At 73.8% G+C, this 18,683-nt stretch carries 13 protein-coding genes; 4 read left to right on the top strand and 9 right to left on the bottom strand.

The features are described from left to right. Positions 1-5: 5 nt before the first annotated feature. Positions 6-494: a glutathione peroxidase gene (locus tag IFT77_RS13080; RefSeq protein ID WP_192042966.1), complete on the bottom strand. Its 489-nt coding sequence runs from the start codon at positions 492-494 to the stop codon at positions 6-8. A 119-nt stretch (positions 495-613) separates the two neighbouring features. Between IFT77_RS13080 and IFT77_RS13075 the strand changes: the two genes are divergently transcribed. The 3 genes from IFT77_RS13075 to IFT77_RS13065 all read left to right on the top strand — a co-directional run bounded on the left by IFT77_RS13075 (position 614) and on the right by IFT77_RS13065 (position 4,411). After that, positions 614-1,576 (top strand): helix-turn-helix domain-containing protein, encoded by a 963-nt coding sequence (locus IFT77_RS13075; protein WP_192042967.1) that lies wholly within the window; start codon positions 614-616, stop codon positions 1,574-1,576. Positions 1,577-1,667: 91 nt separating this feature from the next. Then, positions 1,668-2,102 carry a hypothetical protein gene (locus IFT77_RS13070; RefSeq protein WP_192042968.1) on the top strand — a complete coding sequence of 145 codons (435 nt, stop codon included), beginning with the start codon at positions 1,668-1,670 and terminating at the stop codon, positions 2,100-2,102. A gap of 116 nt (positions 2,103-2,218) precedes the next feature. Further along, positions 2,219-4,411, top strand: coding sequence for a choice-of-anchor I family protein (locus IFT77_RS13065; protein WP_192170224.1), 2,193 nt, complete (start codon positions 2,219-2,221; stop codon positions 4,409-4,411). Between the two features lie 249 nt (positions 4,412-4,660). Here the strand turns inward: IFT77_RS13065 and IFT77_RS13060 are convergent, their stop codons facing one another. From IFT77_RS13060 to IFT77_RS13050, 3 genes are all read right to left on the bottom strand, one after another. Then, entirely contained in the window at positions 4,661-5,584 is a 924-nt protein-coding gene (locus IFT77_RS13060; RefSeq protein WP_192170223.1) for a diacylglycerol kinase family protein, read from the bottom strand. Between the two features lie 347 nt (positions 5,585-5,931). Then, complete coding sequence (locus IFT77_RS13055) at positions 5,932-6,360, bottom strand: DUF4383 domain-containing protein (RefSeq protein ID WP_192042970.1); 429 nt, start codon at positions 6,358-6,360, stop codon at positions 5,932-5,934. 58 nt (positions 6,361-6,418) lie between these two features. Continuing rightward, positions 6,419-7,804: an AAA family ATPase gene (locus IFT77_RS13050; RefSeq protein ID WP_192042971.1), complete on the bottom strand. Its 1,386-nt coding sequence runs from the start codon at positions 7,802-7,804 to the stop codon at positions 6,419-6,421. A 102-nt stretch (positions 7,805-7,906) separates the two neighbouring features. Here IFT77_RS13050 and IFT77_RS13045 point away from each other — a divergent pair, with 102 nt between their 5' ends. Further along, positions 7,907-8,905 (top strand): hypothetical protein, encoded by a 999-nt coding sequence (locus IFT77_RS13045; protein ID WP_192170222.1) that lies wholly within the window; start codon positions 7,907-7,909, stop codon positions 8,903-8,905. 204 nt (positions 8,906-9,109) lie between these two features. Here IFT77_RS13045 and IFT77_RS16965 read toward each other — a convergent pair whose 3' ends face one another. From IFT77_RS16965 to IFT77_RS13020, 5 genes are all read right to left on the bottom strand, one after another. Then, positions 9,110-14,944: a GH92 family glycosyl hydrolase gene (locus tag IFT77_RS16965; RefSeq protein WP_371741054.1), complete on the bottom strand. Its 5,835-nt coding sequence runs from the start codon at positions 14,942-14,944 to the stop codon at positions 9,110-9,112. 436 nt (positions 14,945-15,380) lie between these two features. After that, positions 15,381-16,286 carry an NmrA family NAD(P)-binding protein gene (locus tag IFT77_RS13035; RefSeq protein WP_192170221.1) on the bottom strand — a complete coding sequence of 302 codons (906 nt, stop codon included), beginning with the start codon at positions 16,284-16,286 and terminating at the stop codon, positions 15,381-15,383. A gap of 207 nt (positions 16,287-16,493) precedes the next feature. Then, on the bottom strand, positions 16,494-17,255 hold the full coding sequence (locus IFT77_RS13030) for a hypothetical protein (protein WP_192170220.1): 762 nt from the start codon (positions 17,253-17,255) through the stop codon (positions 16,494-16,496). Next, entirely contained in the window at positions 17,252-18,235 is a 984-nt protein-coding gene (locus tag IFT77_RS13025; protein ID WP_192170219.1) for an ABC transporter ATP-binding protein, read from the bottom strand. The genes IFT77_RS13030 and IFT77_RS13025 overlap by 4 nt, the downstream gene beginning before the upstream one ends. Next, a complete protein-coding gene (locus IFT77_RS13020) occupies positions 18,232-18,591 on the bottom strand; it encodes a GntR family transcriptional regulator (protein ID WP_192042976.1) in 360 nt (119 codons plus the stop codon). The genes IFT77_RS13025 and IFT77_RS13020 overlap by 4 nt, the downstream gene beginning before the upstream one ends. Positions 18,592-18,683: the final 92 nt, after the last annotated feature.

Raw genomic sequence — 18,683 nt, 5'->3', positions numbered from 1 at the left:
CGCCGTCAGCCCTGCGGCAGAGCCGCCTCGATCACGCCGACGATCGCGGGGTCGTCCGGCTCGGTCGTCGGGCGGAAGCGGTGCACGTCGCCCGAGGGCGTGACGACGAACTTCTCGAAGTTCCACTTGACCTTCCCGGCCTTGCCCTCGGCGTCGGCCGTCTTCTTGAGCTCCGTGTAGAGGGGGTGCTCCGAGCGTCCGTTGACACGGACCTTCTCCATCATGGGGAACGTCACGCCCCAGGTCGCCGAGCAGTACTCGTCGATGGCCTCGGACGAGCCGAGCTCCTGCAGGAACTGGTTGCTCGGGAACCCGACGACGGTGAAGCCACGCTCGCCGTAGGTCTTCTGCAGCTGCTCGAGCTTCTCGTACTGCGGTGCGAGCCCGCAGCGCGACGCCACGTTGACGACGAGCACCACCTTGTCGGTGAAGGCGCCGAAGCGGGTGTGCTCGCCGCGGAGGGTGGTCAGGTCGATGTCGTCGAGGTCGCTCATGGGCGCGACGCTACTCGCACACCTGACGAGCGACCTGCACCGCAGCACGACGCGCCTCCTCCCGTCAACCCCCTCTCGGCGACTTGTCCCGGCCTGTGTCTCCGGCCAAGATCAGAGGGATGTCCGCCGATCCCCGACGCCGTGTCCTGGTGGAGGCGCAGGGCGACGACGTCGACGGGGCGGCCCGGTTCTTCGGCTCGGGCTACGGCGAGGTGGGCGGCCTCCGGTTCGTCGCCTCCGACAAGCCCTTCCACTGGCGGCACACGACGCGCGGCGACGGCGAGCTGACGCTCCGCACGACGCACTTCTCCGGCGAGGTCACCGGCACCATCCAGCCGCGGGGCGAACGGATCATCCAGTGGATCGGCCGTGGCTCCGCCCTGATGGACATCGGGCGCGACGAGGTGACTCCCGAGCTCGGGCAGCCGATGCCGTTCCCCTGGGGCCGGCCCTTCTCGTTCCGCGTGACCGACGTCGAGCAGAACCTGCTGCACCTCTCCGACCGCGTGCTCGACGAGGTGGCGTCCGAGCGCGAGGACGCCTACCCCGGCTCCGTGCGCTTCGACCACACGGCCGTGATCGACGACGAGGGGCGCACCCGCTTCAACGCCGCCCTCCGCCACATCGCGCGGACCTACCTCGACGACGCGTCCGACGACGCGGTCCGGGCCGAGACCGCGCGCTACGCGGCGAGGGTGCTGCTCGACACGTTCCCGCACACCTCGCGTCGCCTCCCCGACGAGGTGCTGGCGCCGCGCAACGCGTCGCTCCGCGAGGCGGTCGAGTACGTCCACTCGCGCGCCCACGAGCCGATCACCCCGAGCGGCGTCGCGAAGCACGCCGGCCTCACGCCGCGCGGGCTGCAGCAGGCGTTCAGCCGGCACCTCGACACGACGCCGTCCGAGTACCTGCGGGCCGTGCGGCTCGACCGCGTGCGGGAGGAGCTCGTCGAGGGGTCGGCGGACACCGTGACGGTGGCCGAGGTGGCCCAGCGGTGGGCGTTCGCGCACCTGGGACGCTTCTCCGCCTCCTACGTCCAGCGCTTCGGCGAGTACCCGCGCGAGACGCTGCACCGGGCCTGACGGGCCTGCACCCGGCTCGCAGGAGGTGCGGGCGCGTACCGTGGGACGCTCAGCCCGTGGGACTTTCCCCCGAGTGAGCCGGAAGAGCCGCATGAAGCGCATCAGCTACGCCGAGGACCACCTGGTCACCGGCGACGACATCGCCGACGCGGTCCTGGCCTACGCCCAGGCCCTGGCGATGAAGGGGCGGTCGGACTCGATCGACGTCCCGGCGATCGACCGGAACGGCGCACCCCGGGTCTTCAGCATCCTCGTCGGGCCGGCGAGCCAGATGCTGACCTCCGACTCGCTCAGCGTCGACGAGGCCCGTGGCGACGAGATCACCGACGAGGGCCTCGTCGCCGACCTCGCGAGCCGCACCGCCGCGCTCGCCGGCCCGTCGCCCGTGTCGGTGCCGCAGGGCACCGACGCCGTCGACCTCGAGACGGAGCAGTTCGGCGTCCCCGATCTCGGCGGCGACGCGCCGGACGAGGACAGCGAGGGCGCCGAGGGCGCCGATGACGAGGGCGACAGCCCCAGCCGTTAACCCGACGGCCATCTCTGCGGCACGTGTCGTGCATATGGTCGTGGCGTCCCGACGCCCGACCGTCCCGAACGCACGACCTACCCGGTCGACCCGACCGCACCAGAGAGAGCTCCCGCATGCGCGCACGCCGCCCGGCCTCCCGCCCCACGACACCGACCTCCACACCGGCCGCGGCCTCGACCTCCTCGCGGGCCGCCCGCGTCCGGCGCCCGCTCGGCGCCGTCGCCCTCACCGGCACCGCGGCCCTCGCCGCCGCCGGCCTGATCGGCCTCTCGGCGCCCGCGAGCGCGGCCGTCGTCGCGGCCCCGATCGAGGTCTTCGCCGACCAGGAGGCCTTCGACCTCCAGCCGGTCGGCTCGTACGAGACCGGCACCTTCGACGCCAGCGCCGCCGAGATCGTCGAGCACTGGACCGGCCCGGCGCGGGACGCCTCCGGCACGACGCTGCACCGCCTCCTCGTCGTCAACGCGGCGGAGGCGGTCGTCGAGGTCCTCGACGTCGGCAGGCCCTCGGCTCCCGTCTCGGCCGGCTTCACCGTGCAGACCACCGGCGTCACGGCCGCCGACGGCTCCGTCGTGCCCGCGGGCGCCGTCGCCAACTCGGTCTCGGTGCGGGCCGACGGCCTCGGCGCCGTCGCCGTCGAGAGCGACGACAAGACCGACCTCGGCTGGGTCGTCTTCTTCGACGCAGCGGGCGACGGAGGCGCCCTGGGCGCCGTGCGCGTCGGCTCGCTGCCCGACATGGTCGCCTTCAGCCCCGACGGCGCCCGGGTGATCGTCGCGAACGAGGGCGAGCCCGCCGAGGACTACTCGGTCGACCCCGAGGGCACGATCAGCGTCGTCGCCGTGCCCGCGACCGTCTCCGCGCCCGCGCAGTCGGCTGTCAGCACGGCCGACTTCCACGACTTCGAGGTCGGCGGCAGCGCCGTCCTCGACCCCGAGGTGCGGATCTTCGGCGGCCGTGAGGACGCCGGCACGGTCACGCCCGAGTCGCCCCTGCTGTTCCCCGTGAGCGAGAACCTCGAGCCCGAGTACGCCACGTTCTCGGCCGACGGTGCGACCGCGTGGGTCTCGCTGCAGGAGGCGAACGCCCTCGCGATCGTCGACGTCGCCTCGGCGACCGTCACCGAGGTCGTGCCGCTCGGCACCGTCGACCGCGCGGTCGTGCCCTTCGACCCGTCCGACCGGGACGGTGCCGGCGGCGGCCCCGCGATCGCCATCGGCACCTGGGCCGGCGTCGAGGGCTACCTGATGCCCGACACGATCGCCAGCTACGAGGTCGGCGGCTCGACCTACGTCGTCACCGCCAACGAGGGCGACTCGCGCGACTGGGACGGCTACAGCGAGGTGTCGCGGGTCAGCGCCCTCGGCCGGGGCGGCGTCCCGCCGGTCTGTGCCACGTCGCCTGCCGCCGGCTCGCTGGCGCCCGCCGCGCTCGGTCGCCTCAACGTCACGACGGCGAACGGCCTCAGCGCCGACGGCTCCTGCTACGAGACGCTCTACACGTTCGGGTCGCGGTCGTTCAGCATCCTCGACGCGAGCGGTCAGCAGGTCTTCGACTCGGGCTCCGACTTCGAGGAGGTCACCGCGGCCGCCGCGCCCGAGTTCTTCAACTCGAACCACACGGAGTCGAACCTCGACGGTCGCAGCGACGACAAGGGCCCCGAGCCGGAGGGCGTCGCCCTGGGCGAGATCGACGGACGCACCTACGCCTTCATCGGCTTCGAGCGCGTGGGCGGGATCGCCGTCTACGACGTGACCGTGCCGACCGCCGCCTCCTTCGTGGCCTACGTGAACGACCGGGACTTCACGGCGCCGCCGGCCGACGCCTCGCCTGCCGCGCTCTCGGCGGCGGGCGACCTCGGGCCGGAGGGGCTCGCGTTCATCCCCGCCGCCGACTCGGCGACCGGCGAGCCGATGCTCGCGGTCGGCAACGAGGTCTCGGGCACGACGACTCTCTTCGCGATCACGGTGCCCGCGGCGGTCGAGCCGCCCGTCGTCGTGCCGCCGGTCGACCCGCCCGTCGTGGTGGACCCCCCGGTCGTCGCACCGGGTGACGGCGCAGGTGCTCCGGGCGCAGGCGCAGGCACCGGTGCCGGCACGCCGGGTGCGGGCGCCCCGGGATCGGGGAACGGTGCAGGCGCAGGAGTCGCGGGCACGTCGTCCGCAGCCGGCACGACCCGCGACGGCCTCGCCTACACCGGCTCGGAGCTGGCCACCTGGGCCCTGCCCCTCGCCGGCGGACTCGTCGCCCTCGGCGCCGTGCTGCTGGTCCGCGCCCGTCGCAAGGCGGCCCGCCTGCGCGGCTGACGCCTCCCCGGCTCTCACGAGAGGCCCCGGATCGACCTCCCCTCGCGGGCGACGGTCGATCCGGGGCCTCTCGCCGGTTCCCGGCCGAGGAGCAGGGTCGTGCGTGCCGAGTGGTCCGATCTGGTCCCCCGCGACCGACAGGAGGACCAGATCGGACCACTCGTCGGACGGACGGACGGACTGGCTGGCGGACAGGAGGGGACGGCGCGAGGCCCCTCAGGCAGGAGGCGTCAGGCGCGAGGCGCGCCCTCAGGCCGAGGCGGCCGGCGCGATGACGTGCAGCACGCCGGGGGCGACCTCGACGGTGACGGGCAGCGGCCCGACGCGCTCGCCGTCCGCGTAGGCGACGATGCCGTCCCCCGACTCGATGACGACCTTCCGCACCCGGTGCACGTGCACTCGGGGGTCGGCGAGGTGCGTGCCCTTCGCGACCTTGAGGAACAGCCGCAGGAACTGCAGCCGCCCGAGCCGCTCCACGATGAGCACGTCGAGCAGGCCGTCGTCGAGGCACGCGTCGGGCAGCACCGTCATGCCTCCGCCGAACGAACGCCCGTTGCCGACGGTCACCAGCGTGCCCCGCACCTCGCGGGAGTCGCCGTCGAGCTCGAGCCGGTACGAGAGCGGCCGCAGCCGCAGCAGCTCGATGAGCAGGGCGAGGTCGTAGCGGCGGCGGCCCTTGGGCCAGCGCAGGGCGTTCGTCCGCTCGTTGACCACGGCGTCGAAGCCGGCCGAGACGATGCAGCCGAACCAGGTGGACTCGTCACCGCGCGTCACCGTGCCCGCGTCGATCACGAGCGGTGGTCGGTCGAGCAGCGAGACGAGGAGGCGCGTCGCGGCCTCAGGGTCGTCGTGCGGGATCCCGAGGGTGCGGGCCATGTCGTTGCCGGTGCCCGTCGGCACGATCCCCAGCGCGACCGGCACCCCCACGACGAGCTGCACGCCGAGGTTGACGACACCGTCGCCGCCCACGACGACCAGGGCGTGGGGCAGGGTCAGCACCTGCGCGCGCGCGGCCGCCGCGAGGGCCTCGACCGTGGGCTCGCGGAGGGGGACCACGTCGTGCCCCGCCGTGCGGAGCGCGGCGACGACGGCGTCACCGACGCCGTTCCCGCTGCCGGCTGACGCGGACGGGTTGATCAGCACGACGACGCGGCGGCGGGGAGTCGGTTCCATGCCCCGATCATGTCAGCGCGGGCGCCGCGCCGCCCCGGCGGCTGCGCCGTGCGGCTGCGCCGTGCGGCCCGCCCGGCGGCCCGGCGGCCCGGCGGCCCGGCGGCCGCGCCCGGCGGCCGCCCGGCGCGGCGGCTGGCCGCCGGGCCGAAGCGTCAGCGGGGCTCTGTAGGCGAGAAGGGACGCAGGAGGCGTGGGCCCACACCGTCCCCGTCCCTTTTCCCCGTCGCTCCAGCCCCGCGTCGGCGGAAGCACACTGCACCGGGAAACGAACACTGCACCGGGTCTAGACCCGGTGCAGTGTACGAAATGCGGTGCGGTGCCGCGCGACAGCGCAGCGGTGCCGCGCGTCAGCGGCGGCGGCGCTCCGCGCCGATCGCGGTGAGCAGCAGCACGCCGCCGGCGACGAGGTGGGTGATGTCGTCGCCCAGGTTGAGCGCGAGGAAGTTGACCTCCGTGTCGCGCACGAGGAACCCGGCGACGCCGAGCACCACGAAGAGGAGGCCGACGGCCCCGTTGATCGTGCGGGCGGGGGCACTGCCGGAGGCGCCCGCGATGAGCAGCGCCGCGCCCGAGAGCACCCAGATGACGACGAGCGCGGGGTTGACGTTGAGGAACCCCAGCTCCGCTCCGGTCGTGTCGAAGAACGAGCCCATGTTCTCGGCGAAGAACCCGCAGGCGCCGACGAGCAGGATCAGCGTGCCGATGGTCAGGGCTGCGGCGCGGTTCGGCGACTCGCGGATCGTGGGCTCGTACGCGGCAGGGGTCGTCGTGGTCATCCCCCGATCATGCCAGAGCACCCGCGGCCGAGGTGCGGAGCGGCTCGCGCCGCGGCCCCTAGCTGGCGGCGTCCGGCGCCGCCGCGCCCGCGCCGTCAGCCGCGACGCCGCCGTCCGCCGCACCCACACCGCCGTCCGCCGCCGCGGCCGCGTCCTCCGCCGCGCGGATCGCGGGCACCCGCGTCGCCTGGCTCATGAACCGCCGCACATCGAGGTCGACGATGATGTCGGCAGGCCGCAGCGGGCGGGTCAGGTAGAGCCCGTCGAGGGCGGTGATGCGGCTGAGCGCGACGTAGGTCTGACCGGCGCTGAACACGCGGGTGCCCAGGTCGACGATGGCGCTGTCGTACGTCTTGCCCTGCGACTTGTGGATCGTCACGGCCCAGGCGAGGCGCAGCGGGAACTGGGTGAACTCGGCCACCACGTCCTTCCGCAGCTGCTTGGTCGAGGCCGACCACGAGTAGGCGAACTTCTCCCACACGGCGGGCTGCACCTCGTGCTCCTCGCCGTCGACCTCGACGAAGACGGTGTCGCGCACCTTCGTCACGGTGCCGGTGGTGCCGTTGACCCAGCGCTGGTCCTGGTCGTTGCGGAGGAACATCACGCGGGCGCCGCGCTTCAGCTCGAGCGCCTCGTCGGCGGGGAACGTGCGTCCGCCGAACTCGCCGCTGACCTCGGCCTTGGCCGTGAGCACGCGCCCGGGCAGCCGCTCGAGCTCGACCTTGTTGATGCGGGTGACGGTGTCGTTGCGGGTCGCGAGCGTGATGGCGGTGCCGTCGGTCGGCGCGGGTCGTGCCCCTGCTCCGTTCAGCGCGCCGGCGATCTCGGCGGTGACGCGGCCGTGGCGCACGGCGTTGAGCATCTCCTTGAAGTCGCCCTCGGTCTGCCGGTGGATGAACGCCAGCTCGTAGATGCGCAGCGACGCCTCCTGCCAGACGTGCGCGTCGAAGAACCACATCGACCGGTAGTTGTCGCGGAAGTACGCCCGCTCCTCGGCGTCGCCGGGCACCGGGGGCAGCTGGTACGGGTCGCCGAAGAGGACGACCTGCACGCCGCCGAACGGCTCGGACCGGCGCTGGCGGGCCTGGCGCAGCGAGCGGTCGATCGCGTCCATCAGGTCGGCGTTGACCATCGAGACCTCGTCGATCACGAGGGTGTCGATCGTGTTGAGCAGCTTGCGCAGCTCGCTCTTCTGCTCGATGTCGTGGTCGGCGATCAGCCCGATCGACAGCCGGAAGAGCGAGTGGATCGTCTGCCCGCCGACGTTGAGGGCGGCCACGCCGGTCGGCGCGCAGATGACGACCTGCTTCGACGTGTTCCACGACAGGTGGTTCAGCAGGGTCGACTTGCCGGTGCCGGCGCGGCCGGTGACGAAGATGTGCTCCTTCGTGTCCTCGATGGCGTCGAACACGGCCTGCTGCTCGGCGGAGAGGGCGACGGACACGGGCGGCACGGACCTTTCGGGCGGGGGAGGCGGACACCCAATCTACCCGCGCCTCCTAGGCTGCACGGCTGATCGTGACCTCGGCCGACCTATGCTGTGGACATGTCTTCGTCCGTGGGGGAGAGGAGGCGACCGTCGTCGTGGTGGCCCTTCGTCGCCATCTGGGGCGGCGCCGCGCTCTTCGTGGTCATCGGATTCGCCGTGACCGTCGTGGCGCTGAACGCGACCGTGTACAGCGCCGGCGGCTTCGCGCGCGGCTACCTCGACGCGATCGACCGTGGCGACACCGCCAGCGCGCTCACCCTCGCCGGCATCGAGCCGACGGGCGAGCTCGAGGACGCCCTGCTCACCGTGCCCTCGCTGGGCGGCCTCGCCGACGTGCAGGAGGAGAGCGAGCTCGACCTCGGCGACGGCACCCGCACCGTGACGCTCTCGTACACGCTCGACGGCACGCCCGGCCAGTCGCAGTTCGTCGTGCAGCAGGCCGGCGCTCGCCTCGGCTTCTTCCGCGCCTGGAGCTTCGCGCAGACCCCGACCGCGACCCTCGACGTCACGCCGATGAACGACCCGCGCTTCACGGTCGACGGCCGTCTCGTCACCACCGAGAGCGGCGACGTCGCGACGCGCTTCGAGGTGCTGGCCCCCTCGCGGTTCGTCCTCTCGCACGAGAGCGCGTACCTCGAGGCGCCGACCGTCCCCGTGACGGTGATCAGCGCGGGGGCCACCTCGTCGGCCAGCGTCGCGACCGTGGCCCGCGCCTCCTTCTCGCAGGTGCTGCAGGAGCAGCTCGACACGATGCTCGACACCGACTGCGTGACCCAGCCGGTGCTGCTGCCCGCCGGCTGCCCCTTCGGGCGGCAGGTCGACGACCGCGTCACGGGCGAGCCCGCGTGGAGCATCGTCGCCTACCCGCAGGTGGCCGTGCAGCCCGGCACGGTGTCGGGACAGTGGCTCGTCACCGAGGCCGCGGGCACGGCGCACCTCGTCGTCGACGCGCAGTCGCTCTTCGACGGGCGCCGCTACGCGATCGACGAGGACGTCCCCTTCACCGTGAGCTACACGATGAGCATCGGCACGGACGACGTCCTGACCTTTCAGTAGGTCAGCCGCTCTCGACGATCAGGAACCGACTGGTCGGATCTCCTGATCCGTGCACGATCCAGGACGCTGGCTCCCCCTCCCGCACCAGGCAGGACGCATCTTCCTGAATGAGGAGAGAGCAGGACCGGACACGAGGAGGCGGCCCCCGCCCCGGTGGGGGAGGGGGCCGCCAGGTGGTGCACCGGCCGGGCAGGCGGGGTCGCCCTACCGCGCGGCGACCTCGTGCCGGCGGCGTCGGCGGCGGGCCGCCTCGAGGGCGAGCACCAGCCCGCCGGCGGCGAGCAGCACGCCCGCGACCAGCCCGGCGTCGACGGCGGACTCGGGCTCGCCGCCCGTGTAGGCGAGCGAGCCGTCGTTCGAGCCGGGCCGCAGCGGGGCGCGACCGGCGTCGGCCGCCGCCGTGTCGACGACCCGGAAGGCCGCCCGCACCGCCACCTGCGACGTCGCGCCCAGGGCCTCGACCTCGTGTGCCCCGGTCGTCGCGGCGGCGGGCACCGTGAACGACCCGCGGACGATCCCGTCCGCGTCGGCGGTCAGCGTGCCGAGCGCGATCGGGTCGCTGAACAGCGTCAGCGACACCTGCTCGCCCGGGGCGAAGCCGTCGCCGTCGACGGGGACGACCGTGCCCCGCGTCGCCGAGTCGGCCAGGACCCGGATCGACGGCGTCCACGCCCCCGGTGTGCCGGGGTCGCCGGGGGTGCCCGGGTTCCCGGGCGTGCCCGGGTTCCCGGGGTTCCCGGGATTCCCGGGGTCGCCGGGGGTTCCCGGCTCGTCCGGGCCCGGGTCGACCGGCGCGGCCGCGATCACCGCGGTCGTCGTCGTGGCCGAGCTCGAGCGTGCGTCGTCGGCCGTGACCGTCACGGTGTAGCTGCCGGGAAGCGCGTAGGTGTGCGCCCCCGAGACCACGCCGTCGACGATCGTCCCCGACGTGACGGCGGTGCCGTCGCCCCAGTTCACGAGCGCGCTGACGCCAGCACCAGCACCAGCGCCGTCACCGCCGCCGACCCCGCCCGTCACGCTCGCGAGCGCGCCCGAGACCTCGACGCCGGCCGTCCCGGCCAGGCCGGCCTCCGCGCCCGTGGCGACCAGCGCCTCCGGCGGTGCGAGGCGCGTGCCGTCCGTGGCGATCGCGAACACGTGGATCCGCCCGGCCGACCGCGGGTCTCCCGTCTGCGTCGGCATCGTGAGCGACACGGCGCGCTTCCCCTCGGGCAGCGTGACGGGTGCCGTCGAGTAGACCCCTGCGACGGCCGTGTCGGAGCCGTTCGCCCCGTTCGTGCGGCCGTCCGACGTCGCGACGACGACGTTCCCGAACGAGGGCGTGGTCACGCCGCCCGTCCAGTCGCCGAACTCCATCGGCAGCGGCTGCGTCGTGCCGTCGTCGAAGGTCAGCGTGCCGACCGTCTGCTGTGGCTTCTCGGTCGCGGTGCCGATCACCGACAGCTGCGTCACGTCGTCGCCGAGGTCGAGCGGCAGCACCTGGCCCTGCCCCGTCGCGTTGTCCGGCTCGCCCGCGGGGACCGCCGGCAGGTCGAACGTCAGCTCGGTGCCGGGCACGGCCACCTCGGTGCCCTGCACGAAGCCCCCGCCCGCCAGCGACGGCCGCGAGAACCCGTTGCCCAGGTAGTCGCAGTTCGCGGCCTGTCCGGGCTCGCCGAGGCAGACGCTGTCGAAGGCGTCCTCGAACGCCGGAGCGGTCCGCGAGACGACCACCGAGGTCGTCGTGCTCGCGGAGTCGGTGCCGTCGGTCGCGGTCACGATCGCCGTGTACGTCGCCGGGGCGTCGAAGACCCTCGCCGGCGCCGTGACGTCCCAGCCGCCGAGCGCGGTCGGGGTCAGGGTCGCCTGCTGCGGTCCCTCGCCGTCGAGCCAGTCGACCGTCGCGACGAGTCCGTCGGGCACGGCACCGGCGTCGCCGCCGCCGGCCTCGGGCGACCCCGTCGAGGAGGCGCGGGTCACGGTGGCGACCGCGCTCTCGAACGAGGCGCCCGCCTCGCTCGTCAGGCCCGGCTTGCCGCTGACCGTGAAGGCTCCGGCCGGTGCCGTCGGGTCGGCCATGAGCTCGATCTCGCTGAGCGTGGCCGCGCGTCCGTCGGTGGTGCCGGTCGTCGCGATCCGGTACCAGGTGAAGGGCCGCGGGTCGGTGACGGCGAAGGGCCGGGTCTGCAGCGCGGAGGGGAACGTCTGCGCCGCGCGCTCGTCGAGCGGCAGCCAGGTGGTGCCGTCGGTCGAGCCCTCGAGCGTCCAGCCCGTGGGGGCCGCGGAGCCGCCCGGCCCGTTCGTCAGCGTGTACCGCGACACGGTGACCGGTCCGGAGGCCGAGCGCCAGGTGACGTCGGCATCGGGCAGGTCGAACGTCGCGGCGGTGCTCGCGGAGTCGTCGGCGAGGCGGGCGACGTCGGTGCCGTCGCTCGCGCTGAGCACGCCCTGGCCCGCCGTGGTGGCGTCGACCAGCGCCGCCGCCGGGTCGGCGGGGTCCGGTGCGTGGGCCGCCCAGCTGCTCGGCTGCTCGCCCATCTCGAACTCGAGCACGCCTCCTCGGCTGATGCTCTGCTGGCTGAGCGACGCGGTGTCGATCGCCTCGCCGTCGAGGGTCGCCGACTGCACGTAGACAGCCTCGGTCGAGTTGCCCTCGGCGCGGACCGTGAAGTCCTTGCCGTTCTCGAGGTGGATCGTCGCCTCGTCGAAGAGCGGCGAGCCGATCGTGTACGAGTCGGTGCCCATCGCGAGCGGGTAGAAGCCGAGCGCCGAGAACAGGAACCACGACGACATCTCGCCGTTGTCCTCGTCGCCGGGGTAGCCCTGCCCGATGTCGCTGCCCACGAAGAGGCGCTGGGTGATCTCGCGGACGACCCGCTGCGTCGTGGCGGGGTCGCCGTTCGCCGCCGAGACGTAGGGGATGTGGTGCGAGACCTGGTTGCTCATGCCGAGCTGGCCGATCCGCACGTCGCGGGCCTCGACCATCTCGTGGATGACGCCGCCGTAGCCGCCCGGCTTGTCCGCCTCCTCGGGCGTCGCGTAGAACTCGGCGAGCTTCGCGTCGAGGCCCTCCGAGCCACCGTAGAGCGCGGCGAGGCCGGGCACGTCGAACGGGGCGTGGAAGGCGAAGTTCCAGCCGTTCGTCTCGGTGTAGGCGCCGCCCCACGACTCGGGGTCGTAGGTCTCGGCGGGCTCCGCGAAGGCGCCGTCGGCGTCGCGCGCCTGGAAGAACCCGGTCGCCGGGTCGAACAGCGTGCCGTAGTCGCGGGCGCGGTCGAGCAGCCAGGCCGACTCCTCCCTCAGCTGCGCACGCCGCGCCTCCGGGGTGGCCGGGTCGTCCGCGAGCTTGGCCGCCATCTGGCCGAGGCCGAAGTCGTTGATGTGGCCCTCGAGCCCCCACGACACGCTCTCGCCCGTGCTCGACGGCGTCCAGCCGAGGAACAGCGACTGGTCGAGGCCCTTGCGGCCGACGCCGCTCTGGGTCGGCTGCACGCTGGCGTTCTTCAGCGCCGCGTCGTACGCCTCGAGCGCGAGGTCGCCGTCGACGGCGCCCTTCACGTAGGCGTCGGCGAACGCGACGTCCGAGCTCGTGCCGGTCATCAGGTCGGCGTAGCCGGGGCTCGACCAGCGGGCGATCCAGCCGGCGTCGCGGTGCTGCTGCACGAAGCCGTCCATCAGCTCGCCCGCGATCTCCGGGTAGAGCAGCGAGTAGGCGGGCCAGACCGTGCGGTAGGTGTCCCAGAAGCCGTTGTTGACGTACACCTTGCCGTCCTTCACGGCGGCGTTCGTCGTCGTGTCCGTGGCGGTGCCGACGGTCGGGGCGACCGGGCTCGCGTAGCGGTAGGTCGGCGCGGCGGCCGTGCCCGTGTTCTCGAACTGCGAGTTCGGGTACATGTTGAGGCGGTACAGGCTGCCGTAGAGCGTCGCGAGCTGGTCGTCGCGGGCGCCCTCGACCGTGATCACGCCGAGGCGGTCGTTCCACTGGCGCTCGGCGTCGGTGCGCACCTCGTCGAAGCTGCGACCGGTGAGCTCGAGGTCGCGGTTGTGCGCCGCCTGCTCGGACGAGATGAACGACGTGGCGAGGCGGAGCTCGACGACGCCGGCGGCGCTGCCGGCCCCCGCGGCGGAGACGTCGAACGAGGCGTACCGGGCACCCTTCCGGTCGCCCGCGGCCGCGCCGACGGAGGTGGGCGTGCGGTCGAACTGGCCGCTGACGAACATGCGGGTCGCCCCGGTCGACAGGCCCGAGCCGCCCTCGACCCAGCCGGAGACCCGGCCGTCGGCGGAGACGGCGAGGGCGGAGTTCCCGGCGACCTGGTCGACGAGCACGCTGCCCGTGCGGGTGCCCGCGGCTGCGCCGTCGGTGCCCGTGCCCTCGGGGGCTGTGCTCTCCGGGAAGGCGAACCGCAGCACGGCGCCGTGGTCGGTGGGCGTGACGGCGGCCTCGAGGCCGCTCGTCGTGTCGACGCTGTAGAGGTCAGGACGCGCGATCTCGGCGCCGTGGTCGAACTGGAGGGCCCGGGCGGCGAGCGAGGCGTCGGGCACGGTGCCGCCTCCTGCGGCTGCGTCCGCGGCGGTCACGGCCGTCGTCGAGGGCAGGATCGCGAGCTGGTTCCGGTCGCCCATCCACGGGCTCGGCTCGTGCGAGACGCCGATGCCCTGCAGGCGGGGCAGGTTCGCGTCGTCGTTGCCGCGCTGGTAGTCGTAGAGCCAGGTCTGGCTCGACGCGTTCGTCATCGGGGTCCAGAAGTTGAACCCGTTCGGCACCGTCGCCGCGGGCACGTTGTTGCCCCGGCTGAAGCCGCCGGTCGAGTTGGTGCCGCGGCGGGTGTCGACGTGGTTCACGAGGCTCGAGCCGTCGACCCGGGCGGGGGCCGGGTCGAGGTCGAGGTCGTCGAGCCAGCCCTGGAACGTCGTGCCGACCGCGCCGCCGGCGTTGTCGTAGTCGAACAGGACGCGCGTCACGGTCTCGCCGGCGAGGTCGCCGAGCGGCACCCGCACCGAGTTCCACTGGTCGGCGTAGAGGATCTTCGACGAGCCGCGGTCGGCGGCCGAGGTGCCCTCGCCGTGGGCGTCGACGACGCCCTCGACGCCGCTCACGACGCGGCCGTCGGCCAGTTCGAGGTCGATCGCGGCGTAGGTGGCGGGGTACTGCAGGTCGCCGCCCAGCTCGGGGAAGATCCGGTACGAGAACTCGGTGTCGTCGCCGATCTCGAGCTCGAGGCCCTCGAACAGGACGTTCGTCGCACGGCCCGCGGCGGCCGTGTGCTCGCCCGCGTAGCGCAGCGACTTGGTGCCGCTGAAGCCCGCGCCGGGCTTCATGTTCGGTCCGCTGACCGGGCCGCCGCCGACCACGGTCACCATCGGGCCGGACTCGGGCACGGCCTCCGTGCCGTCGCCGAGCGACCAGTCCGCGAGCTGGGTGAGGCCCGCGCCCGCGTTCTGCGTGATGTCGAGCCGGTACGCGTCGTAGGCGCCCGGGGCGGCGACCGCGTACTCGTTCGTCGCGCCCCGGCCCGTGAACGCCACGGCCGGCTGCGCGTCGAGGTCGACCCAGTTCGCACCTCCGTCGGCGGAGCCCTGCAGCGTGACCGCCCGCGGGTCGCGCTCGGGGGCGTCGTTGCCGCTCGTCAGCGACCACTCGGTCGCGGTCTGCGGCGAGTCGAGAAGGTAGGTGATCGTCGCGGTGCGCTGGAAGGCGAGCCACTTGCTGGCGGGGTTGCCGTCCGTGAGGTTCACGGCGATCTCGCCCGGGGCGTTGTCAGCGCTCGCCGAGGCCTCCGTCACGTGGCCGAGCAGGCTGCCGGGCGGGAGGCCGTTCGAGGCCTTCACGGTGCCGAGGTCGTCGGGCGTCGCGGGCGTGCTCGCGAGGGGCTGCGCGTCGTCCGCCTCGAAGCTGGTGCGCCAGTCGCTGCCGAGCACGGCTGCGGCCGCGCGCGCGTCGCCGCCGTTGCCGCCTGCACCGCCGCTGCCTGCACCGCCGGTGCCGCCGCGGCCTGCGGCGCTCGCCGCGTCCACGCCGACGAGGGCACCGGTCGCCGCCAGGGCCGTCGCGGTCACGATCACCCCCGCCCGCTGTGCTCGCGTGCGCCAGGTCGCCCTGGGTCGCTGCGGTCGCTGATCGGTCTGTGAACGGCCTGACGCCATCGTCGTGCTCCTGCGGGTGATCCCGTGATCTGGGTGAGGCCGCTCGGGAGCGGCCGCGCATGACGGGGTACACCTGTCGTCGATGACAGCGCCGTCAGCTCGTCATTCCTATCGGCACCGTGGCCCCCGGTCAAGGGGCGTCCACTGGTTCCGGGGTACAGGCGACGGGTCTCGGGTGCGGGGCGGCGCCTCCTCGGCTCGGCCCCTGCCCGCCGGTGAGCCGTCACGAAGTGCTCCCCCGGCGCGTGCGGGCAGCAGTTCGTGCCGGTTCGAGCCGAGGCCGGGCCGAGAAGGGCCAGGGGCGGGGCAGGGCGGGGGCCGGGCAGGGCCTGCCGGGCGGGCCGGCAGGTCAGGCGCGCGAGGCGACGTGCGCGGCGAGGACGTCGCGGGTCGACGTCCAGTCGCGTCCCTCGCCCCAGCGGTCGTTGTCGACGCGGCGCAGCTGGCCGTCGCCGCTGTACATGCTCACGAGGTACTGCATGCCCTGCCAGGCGGGGAACGCCTCGTCGGTCTCGCGCGAGAACCGGCGCATGCCCTTGCTCATCGCCGAGAGCAGGCCCGTCGTGCCGGCCCACTGCACGCGGAACGACTCGCCCGTCAGCGACGACATCGTGCGGGCGAGCTCGCGGGCGGTGACGCGGTCGCCGGCCACCTCGACGTACCGCGGAGCCGAGGCGTCGAGCGCGACGGCGGCCGTGACGGCGGCGGTGTCGTCCTTCGAGGTGAAGTCGAGCACCTGGTCGGCGTCCGACCAGAACAGCACCAGCTTGCGGTCGGCCAGCACGATGGGCGCCTGTCCGGTGAGCATGTCGGCGAACGCCCCGTTCAGCACCGAGGAGGCACGGATCGGGGAGGCGTCGAGCACGCCCGCGAACTCCCGCCGGAACTCGAGGTTCCGGTTCGACCGCGGCGGCAGGGACCGGTAGTCGGCCGAGTAGTCGGACGGGACGAAGCGCGGCACGCCCTCAGCGACCGCGGCCTCGAGCAGCGCGGTCTGCGCGTCGACGATCACGTCGCGCACCCCGCTGACGGTCGACACGACGACGTCGACGTCGCGGACCGCGTCGCGCAGCGCCGCCGGGTCCCCGTAGGAGGCGCAGGTCACGACCACGCCCTCCGTCCCGTCGAACAGGCGGTCGGCCGAGCTGCTCGCGGGGCGGGTGAGCACGCGGACGTCGGCGCCCCGGGCGAGCAGCTCGCGGACGACGCGGCGACCGAGGTCTCCGGTCGCTCCGGCGACGAGGACTGTGGGCATGGAGGGCTCCTGACGTGGGTCCTCCATCAGTACGCGCCCCGCGCCTCCGGCGCCTGTGCGCGCTGCGCCGCGCCGCGGCTGCGGCTGCCGCTGCGGCTGCCGCCCGCCGGAACCCGCGCGCACCCTCGAGACCCGCGCACACCCGCGCTCGCGCGGAGGGGTGTGCGCGGGTCCGGCGGGTGTGCGCGGTGCGCGGCGCGGCGACGGCTATCGGACGGAGGCGCGGCGCAGGAACGCGAACGTCCCCGCGATCGACAGCCCGGTCAGCGCGACGGCCGCGACGGCCAGCCACCAGGGGCGGAACGCCTCGGCGACCGCGGCGAACGAGGGAACCGTGGCGAGCACGACGACCGCGATCACGGCGACGGCGGTCACGCTGATCGCCAGCGGCCCGCGCGGCCCGAACCGCAGCCAGGAGGCGCCGAACACCCCGCCGACGGACAGCGCGAGCCACGACCCGAGGAAGGCGACCACGGTGAGCACGAGCGGGTCGGCTGCCCCCAGCACGTTCACGTCGAAGACGTAGAACTCGCCGAACCAGTGGCCCGTGAGCAGCTCGAGCCCGAGCATCCCGACGAACACCGCGGTGAGGAACAGCGCGGTCAGGGCGTGCGTCGCGGCCGTGCCGAGCGCGAAGTCGCGCCGGGTCGTGCCGAGGGCGGCTGCCAGCGGGAACGTCGACGCGACCGTCGCGACGCCCATCGCGACGAGGTAGCCGCTCAGCGCCCAGGCGACGCCCGGGTTCTGACGTGCTCCCGCGGCGTACGCGATCGTGCCGACGTCGACGCCCGCCCGCTGGATCGCGAGCTGGATGACGATCGACACCACGAGGGTCACGCCGATGACGAACAGCGGCACGAGCAGCAGGTTCAGGCGGCGGGCGAAGTGCAGGCGGACGACGGGCGCGATGCGGGAGGCGGCGCGCGCCTCCTCGGGTCGGCTGCGGGCGGTGAGCGGTGCGGTGGTCACGAGCGGGCTCCTTCCGGGGCGGTGCGGGGGGCGGCGTCGGCGGTCGGTCCGCCGAGGCCACCGCCGTCGAGGTCGTCGCCGTCGTCGGCGTGGTGGACGGCCGAGGAGGCGGCGCTCGCGGCGCCGAGGGCGGCCACGACCTGCTGCAGGCCGACGGGCGAGAGCTCGACGCCCGCTGCTGCGGCGTCGGCGCGGACCCGCTCGTCGGCGGCCCCCTCGACCACGGCCGTGGTGAGCCCGCCGATGCCGTGGCTGCTGAGCACGGTCCGCCCCGTGAGGAACGCGGTGACCGACCGGGTCGTGCCGGCGACCGAGTACGCCGAGGCGCGGGCGTCGTCGACGTCGCAGTCGAGCCGCACCTGCCCCTGGTCGAGCACGACGACGTGCTCGAGCAGCGACTCCATCTCGTCGATGAGGTGCGTCGACAGCAGGATCGTCCGGGGGTGCTCGGAGTAGTCGGCGAGGAGGCGGTCGTAGAAGAGCTGCCGGGCGGTCGCGTCGAGGCCGAGGTGCGGCTCGTCGAAGATCGTCAGCGGCGCGCGGGACGCGACGCCGATGACGATCGCGACGGCCGAGGCCTGCCCGCGCGACATCTTCTTCACCGGCGTCTTCTCGGGCACCCGCAGGTCGGCGGCGAGGGAGCGGGCCAGCTCGGCGTCCCAGCCGCGGTGGAACGCGGGCCCGACGGCGAGCACCTCGCGCAGGCGGAAGTCGTCGGGCCAGCGCTGGTCGTCTTTGACGAACGAGGTGCGGGAGGCCACGCGGGAGTCGTCTGCGGGGTCGTGCCCGAAGACGCGCACCCGGCCGCCGGAGGGGCGCTCCTGCCCGGCGACGACGGACAGGGTCGTGGTCTTGCCGGCGCCGTTGCGGCCCAGCAGGCCGCAGATCGTGTCCTGCTCGACGTCGAACGAGACGTCGGTGAGGGCGTCGGTCGATCCGTAGCGGCGCGAGAGGTCGGTGATCTCGATCGCAGTGGTCATGGTGCGGTCTCCTGATCGATCATGCGCCGCAGGTGGGCGGCGTCGATGCCGAGGGCGGCTGCCTCGAGCACCAGGGGTCGGACGTACTCGGCCGCGAACGCCGCGCGGCGCTGCTCGGCGAGGCGCTCGCGGGCGCCCTCGGCGACGAACATGCCGATGCCGCGGCGCTTGTAGAGCACGCCGCGGTCCACCAGCAGGTTGACCGCCTTGCCGGCGGTGGCGGGGTTGATCCGGTAGAACGCGGCGAACTCGTTCGTCGAGGCGACCTGGTCGCCCTCGGCGTACGTGCCCGAGAGCACGTCGCCCGCGATGCGGTCGGCGAGCTGCTGGAAGATGGGCGTCCCGTCGTCGAACACGTCGCCTCCTTCGTCCCGGTCGGTGCACTGGTTAGTTGGTTCAGTAATGAACCTAGGAGGCGGTGCTCCCGCTGTCAAGGGACCATCGCCTC

The sequence above is a fragment of the Frigoribacterium sp. CFBP 13729 genome (assembly GCF_014841875.1).
In the GTDB taxonomy this organism is placed as follows: Bacteria; Actinomycetota; Actinomycetes; order Actinomycetales; family Microbacteriaceae; genus Frigoribacterium.
The sequence above is the reverse complement of the archived record's forward strand: the minus strand, read 5'-3'. Positions and strand labels throughout refer to the sequence as shown.

Excerpts from the sequence above, each read along its gene's own strand:
- IFT77_RS13080 (WP_192042966.1), bottom strand. The coding sequence starts at position 494 with ATGAGCGACCTCGACGACATCGACCTGACCACCCTCCGCGGCGAGCAC.
- IFT77_RS13075 (WP_192042967.1), top strand. The coding sequence starts at position 614 with ATGTCCGCCGATCCCCGACGCCGTGTCCTGGTGGAGGCGCAGGGCGAC.
- IFT77_RS13070 (WP_192042968.1), top strand. The coding sequence starts at position 1,668 with ATGAAGCGCATCAGCTACGCCGAGGACCACCTGGTCACCGGCGACGAC.
- IFT77_RS13065 (WP_192170224.1), top strand. The coding sequence starts at position 2,219 with ATGCGCGCACGCCGCCCGGCCTCCCGCCCCACGACACCGACCTCCACA.
- IFT77_RS13060 (WP_192170223.1), bottom strand. The coding sequence starts at position 5,584 with ATGGAACCGACTCCCCGCCGCCGCGTCGTCGTGCTGATCAACCCGTCC.
- IFT77_RS13055 (WP_192042970.1), bottom strand. The coding sequence starts at position 6,360 with ATGACCACGACGACCCCTGCCGCGTACGAGCCCACGATCCGCGAGTCG.
- IFT77_RS13045 (WP_192170222.1), top strand. The coding sequence starts at position 7,907 with ATGTCTTCGTCCGTGGGGGAGAGGAGGCGACCGTCGTCGTGGTGGCCC.
- IFT77_RS13035 (WP_192170221.1), bottom strand. The coding sequence starts at position 16,286 with ATGCCCACAGTCCTCGTCGCCGGAGCGACCGGAGACCTCGGTCGCCGC.
- IFT77_RS13025 (WP_192170219.1), bottom strand. The coding sequence starts at position 18,235 with ATGACCACTGCGATCGAGATCACCGACCTCTCGCGCCGCTACGGATCG.